13 protein-coding genes and 1 tRNA gene are annotated in these 13,718 nt (G+C 29.8%); 10 read left to right on the top strand and 4 right to left on the bottom strand.

Translation table 11 applies throughout. The features are described 5' to 3' along the window. Window positions 1-16 precede the first annotated feature (16 nt). Both rpsN and EU95_RS06245 read left to right on the top strand, forming a co-directional pair. Window positions 17-319, top strand: a complete 303-nt coding sequence (gene rpsN / locus EU95_RS06240; RefSeq protein WP_012008067.1) for a 30S ribosomal protein S14 — start codon at window positions 17-19, stop codon at window positions 317-319. 170 nt (window positions 320-489) lie between these two features. Beyond that, window positions 490-2,655: a polyribonucleotide nucleotidyltransferase gene (locus EU95_RS06245; RefSeq protein ID WP_032521749.1), complete on the top strand. Its 2,166-nt coding sequence runs from the start codon at window positions 490-492 to the stop codon at window positions 2,653-2,655. Here EU95_RS06245 and EU95_RS06250 read toward each other — a convergent pair. Further along, complete coding sequence (locus EU95_RS06250) at window positions 2,652-3,563, bottom strand: 3'(2'),5'-bisphosphate nucleotidase CysQ (protein ID WP_032521748.1); 912 nt, start codon at window positions 3,561-3,563, stop codon at window positions 2,652-2,654. The genes EU95_RS06245 and EU95_RS06250 overlap by 4 nt on opposite strands. A 3-nt stretch (window positions 3,564-3,566) precedes the next feature. Here EU95_RS06250 and rsmI point away from each other — a divergent pair, with 3 nt between their 5' ends. Both rsmI and EU95_RS10065 read left to right on the top strand, forming a co-directional pair. Continuing rightward, complete coding sequence (rsmI, locus tag EU95_RS06255) at window positions 3,567-4,433, top strand: 16S rRNA (cytidine(1402)-2'-O)-methyltransferase (protein ID WP_032521747.1); 867 nt, start codon at window positions 3,567-3,569, stop codon at window positions 4,431-4,433. 90 nt (window positions 4,434-4,523) lie between these two features. Next, window positions 4,524-4,679: a hypothetical protein gene (locus tag EU95_RS10065; RefSeq protein WP_342665515.1), complete on the top strand. Its 156-nt coding sequence runs from the start codon at window positions 4,524-4,526 to the stop codon at window positions 4,677-4,679. 7 nt (window positions 4,680-4,686) lie between these two features. On the opposite strand, the gene EU95_RS06265 is transcribed toward EU95_RS10065, so the two are convergent. Next, entirely contained in the window at window positions 4,687-5,331 is a 645-nt protein-coding gene (locus tag EU95_RS06265; protein WP_032521745.1) for a hypothetical protein, read from the bottom strand. 133 nt (window positions 5,332-5,464) lie between these two features. On the opposite strand from EU95_RS06265, the gene EU95_RS06270 reads away from it, so the two are divergent. The 5 genes from EU95_RS06270 (at window position 5,465) to EU95_RS06285 (ending at window position 10,689) form a co-directional block, all read left to right on the top strand. Then, a tRNA-Arg gene (locus EU95_RS06270) sits at window positions 5,465-5,538 on the top strand. A 22-nt stretch (window positions 5,539-5,560) separates the two neighbouring features. Continuing rightward, window positions 5,561-6,868 carry an O-antigen ligase family protein gene (locus EU95_RS06275; RefSeq protein ID WP_052046856.1) on the top strand — a complete coding sequence of 436 codons (1,308 nt, stop codon included), beginning with the start codon at window positions 5,561-5,563 and terminating at the stop codon, window positions 6,866-6,868. Window positions 6,869-6,939: 71 nt separating this feature from the next. Further along, a complete protein-coding gene (locus EU95_RS09295; RefSeq protein ID WP_052046855.1) occupies window positions 6,940-8,118 on the top strand; it encodes a glycosyltransferase in 1,179 nt (392 codons plus the stop codon). 38 nt (window positions 8,119-8,156) lie between these two features. Continuing rightward, complete coding sequence (locus EU95_RS0108790; RefSeq protein ID WP_032521744.1) at window positions 8,157-8,810, top strand: sugar transferase; 654 nt, start codon at window positions 8,157-8,159, stop codon at window positions 8,808-8,810. A gap of 70 nt (window positions 8,811-8,880) precedes the next feature. After that, window positions 8,881-10,689 (top strand): ABC transporter ATP-binding protein, encoded by a 1,809-nt coding sequence (locus EU95_RS06285; RefSeq protein WP_032521743.1) that lies wholly within the window; start codon window positions 8,881-8,883, stop codon window positions 10,687-10,689. Window positions 10,690-10,732: 43 nt separating this feature from the next. Here EU95_RS06285 and EU95_RS06290 read toward each other — a convergent pair whose 3' ends face one another. Together EU95_RS06290 and EU95_RS06295 are read right to left on the bottom strand one after the other, a co-directional pair. Beyond that, window positions 10,733-11,806 carry a glycosyltransferase gene (locus tag EU95_RS06290; protein ID WP_193742448.1) on the bottom strand — a complete coding sequence of 358 codons (1,074 nt, stop codon included), beginning with the start codon at window positions 11,804-11,806 and terminating at the stop codon, window positions 10,733-10,735. 34 nt (window positions 11,807-11,840) lie between these two features. After that, on the bottom strand, window positions 11,841-12,971 hold the full coding sequence (locus EU95_RS06295) for a UDP-galactopyranose mutase (RefSeq protein ID WP_032521741.1): 1,131 nt from the start codon (window positions 12,969-12,971) through the stop codon (window positions 11,841-11,843). 32 nt (window positions 12,972-13,003) lie between these two features. Between EU95_RS06295 and EU95_RS06300 the strand changes: the two genes are divergently transcribed. Further along, on the top strand, window positions 13,004-13,708 hold the full coding sequence (locus EU95_RS06300; RefSeq protein WP_032521740.1) for a DUF3431 domain-containing protein: 705 nt from the start codon (window positions 13,004-13,006) through the stop codon (window positions 13,706-13,708). Window positions 13,709-13,718: the final 10 nt, after the last annotated feature.

The raw sequence follows: 13,718 nt of genomic DNA, 5'->3' as shown, positions 1-13,718 counted from the left end.
TTAAAGATTTTATTAAATGGCGAAAAAGTCCATGATTGCAAGAGAGGTCAAACGCAAAAAACTTGTGAAAAAATATGCTGCAAAAAGGAAATCACTATTAGATGAATTCAATGCCGCAAAAGATCCAATGGAAAGGTTAGAAATACATAGAAAAATTCAAGGGCTGCCAAGAAACTCTGCTCCAAATAGAGTAAGAAACAGGTGTTGGGCAACAGGTAAACCAAGAGGAGTTTACAGAGATTTTGGTCTTTGCAGGAATCAGTTAAGACAAAGAGCTCATAACGGTGAGCTTCCTGGTGTTGTTAAATCAAGTTGGTAGGATAAATTTTCTCTTTAAGTATTATATTTCATTCAAAAAATGAAAATTAAAGAAATTAGAATACAAATTGAGGAAAATTTTTAAAATTTTTATAGCTTATCTAAATAATTTACTCAATATGTCCCTATAAAATGTAAGAATAAATTATGTATAGAATTATAATTTAAAAAGTGGAAGGACAAAATAAGTCGATCACGTTTGACGGACGAGAGATACGACTAACTACAGGACTATATGCTCCTCAAGCAAGTGGATCAGTAATGATTGAGTGTGGAGACACCTCCCTATTAGTTACAGCAACAAAAACTGTAAAAAAAGAAGCATCAGACTTTCTACCTCTAATATGTGACTATGAGGAAAAACTTTATGCTGCTGGCAGAATTCCAGGTGGGTTTATGAGGAGAGAAGGTCGCCCACCAGAAAGAGCGACTTTAATCTCAAGATTAATTGATAGACCAATGAGGCCTCTTTTTCCCTCCTGGATAAGAGATGAAATTCAAATAGTCGCTTCATGCCTCTCTCTAGATGAGAGAGTTCCAGCAGATGTTTTGGCTGTCACCGGGGCTTCATTAGCAACTTTACTTGGCGAAATTCCATTTTATGGGCCAATGGCTGCAGTCAGAGTTGGGCTCATAGGAGATGATTTCATCTTAAATCCAAGCTACAGAGAGATAGAGAAAGGAGATCTTGACATTGTAGTTGCAGGATCGCCTGATGGTATTGTCATGATTGAGGCAGGTGCTAACCAATTATCAGAGCAAGATACTATCGAAGCTATAGATTTTGGTTATGAGGCAGTTACCGAACTAATTAAATCACAAGAAGATTTACTAAAAGATTTAGGTATAAAACAGGTTAAGCCATTGGCCCCTGAAGAAGATAAAACATTGCTCTCTTATTTAGAAAAAAATTGTACAAAAGCGATTGAGTTGGTTTTAAAGAAATATGACCTTTCAAAGGAAGAGAGAGATCTTGAACTCGAACAAATTAAAACTGAAACTCAAAGCAAAATTGATTCCCTCAAAGACGACAATCAAGTAAAAGTTCTAACCTCAGAAAATGAAAAATTAATTCATTCTGACTTCAAAAAACTTACAAAAAAATTAATGAGATCCCAAATCATTAATGATGGTAAAAGAGTTGATGGAAGAGAACTTGACGAAGTCAGAAAGATAACAGCTTCAGCTGGCATTCTTCCAAAAAGAGTTCATGGCTCTGCACTTTTTCAAAGAGGGTTAACGCAAGTTTTGTCTACCACAACACTAGGGACACCAAGTGATGCGCAAGAGATGGACGACCTTAATCCAAGTACTGAGAAAACATATCTGCATCACTACAATTTTCCACCTTATTCGGTTGGCGAAACTAGGCCTATGAGAACTCCTGGGAGGAGAGAAATTGGTCATGGAGCACTAGCCGAAAGGGCAATAATTCCTGTTCTACCTGGCAAAGAGACATTCCCATACGTTTTAAGAGTCGTGAGTGAAGTTCTAAGCTCTAATGGTTCCACTTCAATGGGCTCTGTTTGTGGAAGCACCCTTTCATTATTAGATGCAGGGGTTCCTTTAAAAGCTCTTGTAAGTGGAACTGCAATGGGTTTAATTAAAGAGGAAAGTGAAATTCGCATTCTTACAGATATACAAGGTATTGAAGATTTTCTTGGAGACATGGATTTTAAAGTAGCAGGTACTGAAAAAGGTATAACTGCATTGCAGATGGATATGAAAATCACTGGACTACCTGTTTCAATAATTTCTGAAGCTATTAAAAAAGCTCGTCCAGCAAGATTACATATATTAGAAAAAATGCAAGAGGCTATAGACAAACCACAGGAATCATTATCTCCACATGCTCCCCGTCTTTTAAGCTTTAGGATTGATCCAGAGCTTATTGGAACTGTAATCGGGCCAGGAGGAAGAACAATTAAAGGTATTACAGAAAGAACAAATACCAAAATAGATATAGAAGATGGTGGGATCGTAACTATAGCTTCACATGATGGTGCTGCCGCTGAAGAAGCTCAAAAGATCATTGAGGGATTAACTAGAAAAGTACATGAGGGGGAAATCTTCTCAGGTGTCGTAACTAGAATCATCCCAATAGGAGCATTTGTAGAAATTCTTCCAGGCAAAGAGGGGATGGTCCACATTTCTCAATTATCAGAAGCCAGAGTTGAAAGAGTTGAAGATGTTGTAAGACAAGGTGATGAGGTCACTGTAAGAGTTCGTGAAATTGATAGCAGAGGTCGAATCAATTTGACATTAAGGGGAGTTGCTCAAAATGGTGGCATGCCTTATCCGGAGCCAACCCCCACCCCAGTAGCACCGCTAAATTAAGCAGTTAGAGGATATAAATTATATTTTTTTATAATCTGCTTTATCTCAAAGCAAATTTTATGATGTGTAGAATAATTATTTGAGGCAACAATAACTCCTCCCTGCTCAAAACTTGGTTTAAAGTACAAAAGTTCTTGATTATCTAAATTAGTTATTGCACCTCCCGCTCCTTTTAAAATTGCAGCTGGTGCAGCAAAATCCCAATCTTTTGGAGAACTTTTTCCAGGCAAGCTCAAACAGATATAAATATCACTTTCTCCTCTAACTATTGATGCAATCTTGCAACCTATACTTCCCATAATTATTACTTCATTAAAATTAATTTTTTTGATTAAATTTTTTAATATTTCATTTCTATGATTTTTACTTGTGACCAGAGTCATCTCATTAAGACTCTTGATTTTATATAAAGCAGGTTTACCTATTATTGATCCGCATCTATTCTCACACCAAACATTTTCTCCATTAGAAATCCATAACTCATCTTTTTCAGGTATTAAAACAATTCCTAAAAAGGGTTTCTTCTTATAGTTGAGGGCGAGATGCATAGCATAGTTACTTGTTCCTTGTATAAAATCCTTAGTACCATCTAGTGGGTCAAGGACCCAAACCCAATCAGAATTGCTTGTGAAATTTTGCGTAACCCCTTTTACATTTTCCTCACTTAATATATCCCAATCAATATCCTTGTATTTTTCATTAATTCTCTGGATTATTATCTCATTAACTTTCAAATCAGCTGATGTGACGGGATCTTCAATATTCCCGTTTTTTAAAATATTGCTTTTATAGTCTGAATCTCTTAATATTTTGGAATAGAAAAGAAGTGTCTCAGCAGCTTCCCAACTAAACCGCCTCAAATCATCTATAAGATTATTAATATCTATTCCAGATGGTAATTTAATCACTAAATGAATATAAAAAAACCATCATCTCACAAAAACTCTGAACCTGAAAGTGGCTTTTTATATATTGTTGGGACTCCAATTGGTAACTTGAATGACCTGTCTCTAAGAGCATTAAATATTCTAAAAAATGTTTCTTTAATTGCATGCGAAGATACAAGGCAAACAAGGAAATTAATGAGTAAATTTGCATTTACAAATAATCTAATAAGCTTTAATAAACACAACTCATCCATTAAAATCCCAAGAATTGTTAATGATCTCAATTCAGGTAAATCAATTGCCCTAGCAAGTGATGCAGGTATGCCAAGTATTTGTGATCCTGGAGAAAACTTAGTTAAATATGCCAAGTCAAAAGGAATAGGCATAGTATGCATACCAGGTCCATGTGCAGCATTAACAGCGATTGTATCAAGTGGACTGCCTTCTTCTAAATTTATATTCGAAGGTTTTCTTCCTAAAAAAAAATCTGAAAGAGAAAAAATACTTTTAGATATAAGTAAAAACGATAAGACTACAATCATATATGAATCTCCTCATCGTCTTTTGAAATTATTAGGCCAATTAAAAGAATATTGCGGAGGAGAAAGAGAAATACAAGTTTTTCGTGAATTGACAAAAAAATTTGAAGAACATATTGGTAATAATGTTGATGAGGTTTTAAATTTTTTTGAAGGCAGAGAAATATTGGGTGAGATTACTGTTGTAATAAAAGGCATTAATAAAGAAATCCAAAATCCTGAACTTAATAAACAGTACTTAAAAGAGGAACTTAATGATTTAATTAAAGCTGGACTAAGTTTATCTTCGGCATCAAAATATCTAGCCAAAAAAAATAACATTTCAAAAAACTTAATTTATAAACTGCATTAAAATAGAAAAATAATTTATTAAAATATGCTTTTTTCTGTTAAAAAAATTTTTTTTACCATTACATTTAATTTTTCTTTGTTTTTACTTTTAATGGTAGGGATACAAAATAGTTCTAATAAAACTAAGATCAATTTAATAATTAATGAAACTGTAAATTTACCAGTTAGTTTTATTGTTGGTATGAGTTTTATAACTGGATCTTTAACAGGGGGGATTTTAAGCTCAAATTTCCACAATAAAAAATAAATAAATTTTATAAAGCTATTAGTTTTTCTTCATTGATTATTCTTGAAATACCTTTTGATAATAAAATAGGCGCAACAATTCTAAAAACCTCTGCATTTGGCACTTTAATAACTTTTTGGTCTTTTGTACAAAATCTCTTTGCGTCTTTTAATTCATTAAAAATTTGAATAGTTTTTCTATTTAATTCTTCTTTTGATAGGAATTCCCAACTTGGGAAATCTCTAAGATATTTAATTTCCAATTCAATTTTTTTATCAACAATCATATATACGATTTTTGGCAAATCAATTTCAGAAATCGGCACAGATGATAAATCTTTCTGCTCCGCACAATCTATTTCGTAATCAAGAGGAGCTATCTCCATAAATTCATTGATTTTTGTAAATTCTTCATTTTTGTTTTCAACAAAAGTTTGTTCATTTGCAGATTTATTGGCATAAATAATTTTTTGTTCATTATCAGACTGTGAATGTAGATTATTGCTACTATTAGTTAATTCTTTGAATTTTTTTTCTCCAATTTCTTTTTTCAGGTTTCTAGAAATTGTTAATTTTGCACAATTGAATTTAATTGCTAGATTTTCTACTGTTTCACCATCAATAAAAAGTTTAATTATTTCTTCTTTATTTTTTCCTGAGAGCCTTTTTGCCAAAATTAAAAGTTTTTAATTCATAGTAATTTAAATATATAAGATAATTGATACTTAATCTAATTTTCAATACGAAATTTTTGAAATAAATTATTATTATTGTTTGAGCTTTCTCCGTTAGATATAATAATAAAGTGCTTCCTTAGCTCAGCTGGATAGAGCAACTGCCTTCTAAGCAGTGGGCCGCAGGTTCGAATCCTGCAGGAAGCGTAAATTTGGCGTTGATAGATAAATGAAATTTTCATCTTTTAAACTTTTAAGAGGCAAAAACATTAATAAATACGGTTTAACTTTTTTCTTGTTAGGAATTTTCTTTATACCCTCTACTTTATTTATTAGTATTTTATTTTTATTACCCGCCGCAATAATAGGAAGTTTTGAACAAAAAAGATTTTTTCTAAAAGATAAATGGAATTATCCTTTTTTAATTTTTGGAATTCTTATCTTAATTAGTACAATTTTACAAAATTCTGTTCTTGAAAATAATTTTTCGGAAATTTGGGACCCAAAGTTGTCAATTATTGGTTTAGGGAATTGGCTTCCTTTTATATGGCTTTTCTGGGCATTTCAGCCCTATCTTGACTCCAAGACAAAAAGGAGAAAATTTGCATTAGTTCTAATATCTAGTACTTTCCCAGTCTTAGTAACAGGTTTCGGTCAATACTTCTTCCATTGGACTGGTCCGTTCGAAACTCTGAATGGTTTAATAATTTGGTATCAAAGGCCAATAGAAAACCCTGCAGGATTGTCCGGGCTATTTAACAACCAGAATTATGCAGGTTCATGGCTAAATATCGTATGGCCTTTTTGTTTAGTATTGTTCCTGGAGAAGAGGAATGATTTCGCACAAAAAACTATATCCTTAGCATTTGTTTTTTCTGTTAGTCTTGCTGCATTTCTAACTTATTCAAGAAATTCTTGGCTTGGTTTAATAATATCTTTTTTGATAATAGTAGGGAAAAAAATAAAAAATCTTTTTATTCCTTTAATAATATTAATGTTATTTATATTTTTAATCATAAATTCTCCAGTATTCAATGCAGAGGTTCAAAACAGTTTAAGGAGCTTATTAACAGAAAAGTTTTTACTTGAATTTACTAATGAAGGTTATGAAGGCTTAGATGCAACGAGAATAGAAATATTTTCAAGAGCAATAAATCTTTTAAAAAATAATCCTTTTTTTGGAATAGGAGCTACTTCCTTTACTGAAATATATCATTTAGAAACAAATTTTTGGAAAGGTCACTCACATAATCTTCTTCTTGAACTGGCAATTAGTTATGGAGTCCCATCAACTATTATTTTTTTTACAACGATAAATATAATTCTTTTGAAGTCCGGAAAATTTATTTTTAACAAAAAAAGATTTGATTATATAGCTTTATATGATAAGGCGTTCTGGGCTGCTCTTTTTTTCTTTGTAATTTCACAGTTAGTAGATATTCAATACTTTGATGGCAAGATTAGTTTATTAATTTGGATATTAATTGCAGGACTTAAAAATATAATTGAGGAAAATAATAATAAAGCTTTATCTTAATTATCAAATAAGATAATATTAATTGTGTTGTATAAAATTGATTTCAATATAACAATTTAAAAGTACACCAAATGAATTTAGTAGATGCAAAGATAGCGCTTGTTCACGATTGGTTTTTGAAAAATTCTATTGGAGGAGCTGAAAAGGTTACTTTATTTATAGATAAATTACTAAACAAAAATTACTCACAACCTGATCTGTTTGCATTAGCTTCAAATATTGAAGAATCCAAAAAAAATATTTTTCAAAACAGAATAATTAAAAAAAGTATTATTGAATCCTTTCCATTTGGAAAGACAAAAGTGCAAAATTATCTTCCTCTACTGCCTTTTGCTATTGAACAAATTGATGTTAGTCAATATGATCTAGTAATAAGTTCCAGTCATGCATTTGCAAAGGGTATCATAACAAGTCCTGATCAACTTCATATAAGTTATATTCATACGCCCATGAGATATGCCTGGGATCAAATGAATACTTATCTAGAACAATCAAAATTATCTAATTATGGATTAAAATTTCCTATTAAATATGCTTTATACAAATTGAGGCAGTGGGATTTTTTGAGCTCTCAAAGAGTAGATTATTTAATATCTAATTCAAATTTCACAGCAAAAAGAATAAGAAAATACTGGGGCTTAACTTCAGAAGTAATTCACCCACCTGTTGATATTGAAAGGTTTAATTTCAAAAACATTAGGGAAGATTTTTATTTAAGTGTTAATAGACTAGTACCTAACAAAAGAATTGATTTACTTATAAATTCCTTTAACAAATTAAATCTTCCTCTAATAGTTATTGGAGATGGTCCTGAAAGATCAAAATTAGAAAAAATGGCAAACTCTAATATAAAGTTTCTAAAACAAGTATCAAATATGGAAGTAGAAAATTATATGAGTAGATGTAGAGCTTTTGTTTATGCTGGTTTGGAAGATTTTGGTATTGCACCAATTGAGGCAATGGCATCAGGTGCCCCTGTAATTGGATATGGTAAAGGTGGAATCTTGGATACAGTTATTTGTTTTAATGAATCAAATAAAAAAGATTTCTCAAATGGAATCCTTTTTAAGAAGCAAACGATATCGGATATGGTAGATACAATCGATTGGTTTGAAGATAAAAAAGTTTGGAAAGAGTTTGATCCGCAAGATCTAAATAATTATTCTGAAAGATTTAGTCCAGAAATTTTCAAAACAAAATTTGACTTTTTTATTAATAAAGTCTGGCAGGAATTTAAAATAAAATCATAAAAAATCAAACTAAATTTTTTATCAAAAAATAGTAAATTATGAAAAGAAAGAAAAAACAATATTCTAAAAAATATTTTTATAAAATTTTTAAAACTATTTTCGATTTATTTTTTTCATCAATTATTTTAATAGTTGGATTACCAATCTTTTTGATCATCGCTTTACTTATTAAATTAAGCTCAAGAGGACCCATATTCTATTTTCAAGAAAGAATTGGTAAAAATAAAAAGACTTTCAACTGCATAAAATTTAGAACTATGCATCCTGAAGCTGAAGATATATTAGAAAATTTAATTACAAATAATGAAAAACTAAGGAAAGAATTTGAAGAAACTCATAAATTAAAAAATGATCCAAGGATTACAAATATAGGCAAATTCCTAAGAAAAACTAGTCTAGATGAAATACCTCAATTTTTAAATGTTATCAAAATGGAAATGAGCATAATTGGTCCAAGACCAATTGTTAAAAACGAAATTCAAAAATATGGTGAGTCATACAATAAGGTAATTTCTTTAAAACCAGGCATAACAGGTTTATGGCAGGTAAGTGGGAGAAATAATCTAAGCTACAAAAGAAGGGTTATACTAGATTGCTTATATGTAGATAATATTAGTCCATTATTAGATTTAAGAATAATCATAAGGACATTCGGTGTTATTTTTTTTCCAAATGATAGAGGTGCATATTAAATAAATTATGCAGAAATTTAAGTGGTTACCTTAACCATAAAATTTTTAATAAATATGCTTTTATATATTTATGTATAGCAAAACTATCCAACTAGTTTTTAGATTGCTAAAAATTCTTTCTCAAGAGAGAAAGATATCATTGTATAAAATTATTCCATTAGCAATTATCACAGGGATATCTGATGTATTAGTTGTAGGATTAGTTTCTAGGTTATTTGTTGTTTTGGTAGGCAAAGAAAATAGACCTTCTATTCCTTACTCAAACTTATTTTCAACTGATCCTTTCTTAAAATTAGTAATTTTGATATCTATCTATGTTTTATTTAATTGGATAGCTTCATTTTTGCGCTTAACCTTAAGAGCATTTCAAGAAAAACTTAGGGCTTCAATATTTATTGATTTATCGCAAATCGCGCAAAGAAATATTTTTAATCAAAAATATGACTTCTTCTTAACCGAAAAGAGTGAAGAACTAAGTTCAAAAATTGTATTAAACATACAAAGAGTTTCCGAAAAATTTGTAAGGCCTGTCCTTCAAATTGTTAGTGGTTCTTTCATAGTTCTATTTATATTTATAGCAATACTAGGTTTTGCAAAAGCTGCTGCTTTTTACTTAGTTATTTTTTTAGTTCTTGGCTATACTTTTTTATCTTTAACAGTTACTCCATTCATAAGAAAAGCTACAAGACAAAGGATTGTATTAGAGTCAGAAATCAACAAAATCATGACAGAGTCAATGCGAACAATTATTGATGTCCATTTAACGGGTTCTGAAACTTTTTTTCAAGATAGATATTCTAAAGCGGGGAAAAAAGCTCTCCCTTTCCTTTGGAAAGGCGAAACTTTGCCTGAATTACCAAGATCTTTAATAGAACCTTTTGGTATTACATTAATTTTTTCAATAGGATTATTCCCTTACATAACTAATAGTAATCCTGAAAACTTTGTGGAGATCGTTCCCTTTTTAGCGACAATTGCAGTTGCATCTCTAAAATTAACACCTCCACTACAAGATCTTTTCAGAGGGATTACAGATCTGAGAGGAGGAATTCCAGATTTAGAAGAATCTTTGAAAATATTGGAATTATCTCCAATGAGAATTAATAGCAATTCAAAACTAAAAAATAGATTTGAGATGCCAAAAAATTCCATTAAGTTAAAATCGCTCTCTTACAAATATCCATCATCTGATAATTTCAATTTAAACAATATTGATATTGAAATCCCCATTGGTGGAAAAATTGCCTTTGTTGGCAAAACTGGAAGCGGTAAGAGTACAACAGCAAATCAAATCCTTTGTTTATTAAGGCCTACGTCAGGAAATATACTTTTAGATGATAAAGAGCTCACGAATGAACAAGTCCCCAATTGGCAGTCTTTATGTTCCTATGTTCCTCAATCCATAAATTTACTTAATGGAGACTTTATCACAAATGTTGCTTATGGATTAGAAAGTCATGAAATTAATGAACGTAAAGTAAAAGATTCGTTAGAGGCTGCTCAATTAAAAGATTTAATTAGTGGTTTACCCGAAGGATTAAGGACAAAAATTGGAGAAAATGGTATTAGATTATCTGGTGGGCAAAGGCAAAGAATTGCTATTGCTCGAGCATTTTATCTAGATGCAAAATTATTAATTTTAGATGAAGCTACTTCTGCTTTGGACAATAAAACCGAATCTGAATTAATAAATGCATTATCCCAAATGAAAAACAAGTTAACAATTATTTTCATAGCTCATCGATTAACAACAATCAAACAATGTGATTGTATCTATGAATTTGAAAATGGAGAAATAAAAGCAAAGGGGAAATTTGATGAACTAAAAGAAAAATCTAAAAGTTTTGCAGAAATGATAAAGATATCTGAAAAATATTAATTAATAATATCAAAAGATTTGTTTAAAAATCTTTATTATCTATTTATTTTCTATTAATTTGATCCCTATAAATTTGCATATATTGTTGCACCATAGAATTTCTTGAAAAAATACTTCTTTGCCTATTGAATGCAGAATTTCCTAACTTTTGTCTAAGGATTTTACTTTTAGATAACTTCTTAAGATAACGAACAGCCGTCTCAATATTTTCCAAATTGTATAAAAAACCTGATTTTCCATTTTCTATTGTATCCCTATTACCTACAACATTACTAGCTATTATAGGAAGCCCTACAGACATTGCTTCTAAAATACTTATTGGAAGACCTTCATATAATGAAGTAGATAAAAAAATGTCTGCAGAATATAAATACTTGTATACATCTTTCTTTTCCCCTAATAAATTAACATTCTTTATTTTTCTTTTTAAAATAATATTTTTTATTTCCTTCCAAAGAGGACCATCTCCAATAATATAAAAATCTAAACTTCTTATCTTTTCAGCTATCTTTAAAGTATCTTTTATATTTTTTTGACTCACAAATCTACATACTGATAGAACCTTAACTCTTTGAGCTTTTAAACTTTTATTTGTTAAATTATTCTTTGCTTCATAATTCTTCTTTAGCATATTATCTACACCATTATGTATGACTTTATATTTATCACCCAAATAAATATTTGATTTAAGTGCATAATCTTTCTCACTTTCCGAAACAAGAATTTTTATTGAATCTAGACCTCCTAATAAAAATTCATAAATAATGTATAGAAGCCTCATTAATTTGTTATGACATTTTAAGTGAATGCCATGAAAAGTATAAATTAATGGTCTTCGGATTAAAATTATAACTAATCTCGAAATTAATCCTGCTCCTTTTCCGTGTGCATGAATAATATCAATAGATTTAGATTTTATAAAATTAACTAATCTTAAAATATCAATAAAATTTAATTTTCTTTCAGATATTTCAATATTAAAATTACTATCTAAATAGTTTTCAAAATTACAATTTTTAGGAATTCCATAGAATGTATTAAATTCATTATTCAAATTTTGCCCTAACGTAAACATATGTTTTGTACCCCCACCTAGACTAGAGCTAGAAGAAATCATAAGAACATTTATTTTTTTTTTAATAAGCATCTAATTATTCTAGCCCTTTTAAAAAATCATTCGCTAATTTCAAATGGATATTAACTGCTGGAATCATATCTATATATTTAAATAAACCAGTTCTTCCACAGAAAGTGATTTTATCTTGCGATTGTGAAAGTCTTCTATAATTTTCGTATATTATTTTTGAATTTCTCGTTTTTATAGGATAATAATATTCTCCTGGATTTTCCTCAATAGAACAGGGCTTCTCAAAAGTTATTGTATTCAAATTATTTATTCTTCCAGGAGAATTAGGAAATAAATTCCATTGTGTTTTCCTGGTATAAATTGAATCATCCGTAAAATTTATAACAGGTGCTGGTTGTTCATATGAATCTTTCAAGATATTTCTAAAAATTATTGACCTGTATGGAAGTTTTCCATACTTAAATTGATAAAACTCATCAATAGGAATACAAAGAAATGCATGATCATATTGAAATTCGAGACCCTTATGATAAGAGGTATTTAAATTTACATTAATGTTTTTATGATCTAACATTCTTTCAATCATTTTTGAATATCCATCTTTTGGTAAGGCTTGAAAATTATCATTAAAATATCTAGTATCGTCATTTGTTCTAATTGGCAATCTTGCCCCAATACTTATTTCCAATTGTTTTGGATCTAAGCCCCACATTTTTTTTGTATATGGTCTGAAAAAAATATTTGCTAATTTATTACCAACATTTGCCTCGAAAAATTGATCCGTATTTTTTGGGCATAATGATTTATTTCTTATTTTATTTAAAAAATTTTTAACTTCATCCTCATTCTTAAAAGTGATACCATAAATATCCTGCAAAGTAATTTTATTAATAGGTAATGGAGTTGTTCGCCCATCTTTTAATAACGCTCTTACCCTATGTTCATAATTAATCCAATGAGTAAACCTGCTTAAAAAAGCTAACCCTTTAGAACTTACATTGCAATGAAGAAGGTGTGGCCCATATTTGTGTATTCTCTCATTATTAGAGTTTATATAATCATATATATTTCCTGCTATGTGGTTTCTTTTCTCTAAAATTTCAACTTTTACGTTATTTTCAGCTAATACTCTGGCAATTGTTGACCCTGCTAGTCCAGCTCCTGCAATCAATACTTTCTTAGAGGGAAGAGTCATTTACTATAATACCAAGAACTAATTTTTAAAATATGCGAAAAAGTTTAATAATTTCAAGGTTTAATGAGAATATTAGTTGGCTAGAAGAAATCAAAGAATTTAAAATCATAATATATAACAAAGGAAAACAATTATCAAACAAAAAGTTTCGGAAAATAATAGATCTGAATAATGTTGGGAGAGAATCCCATACATGGCTTTATCATATTGTTGAAAATTACAGGGACTTAGATGATATTAATATATTTTTGCAAGGCAGAATTGATGACCTTGGTTGTATGGCACATCAAGATCCCAATGATTACTTAAAGGGAATAGATAAAACTGGATTTTCTGCTAGTCGATACGGTTTATTAGGTCCCCTTCATTGGGGATGGAATGTTGGTATAGAAAAAAACAAAAAATATAAAAAACAATGGGATTCAAAAATGATATCAAGATCAAAAATTGGCTTTAGAAAGTTCGCAAAAGAATTATTCCCAGAAATCCCAATAATCGTTCCTACTTCATATGCAGGATGTTTTGCCGTAAAAAGAGAAATAATATTACAACACAATATTTCTTTTTACAGAAAATTATTAGATATTCTAAGTGAGAACAAGAATCCAATAGAAGGTCACTACATGGAGAGATTATGGTGTTATTTATTTACTCAAAATAAATTAAGAAATAAAGCAATTATTGATGTTCTTAAAACAAAAATTGAAAGATTAAAATTACGTAAAATGTATACTTAAAACATAAGAA

Source organism: Prochlorococcus marinus str. MIT 9201, assembly GCF_000759955.1.
Taxonomy (GTDB): domain Bacteria; phylum Cyanobacteriota; class Cyanobacteriia; order PCC-6307; family Cyanobiaceae; genus Prochlorococcus_A; species Prochlorococcus_A marinus_G.
Note: the sequence above shows the minus strand (reverse complement) of the source record. Positions and strands in the feature narration are given on the sequence as shown.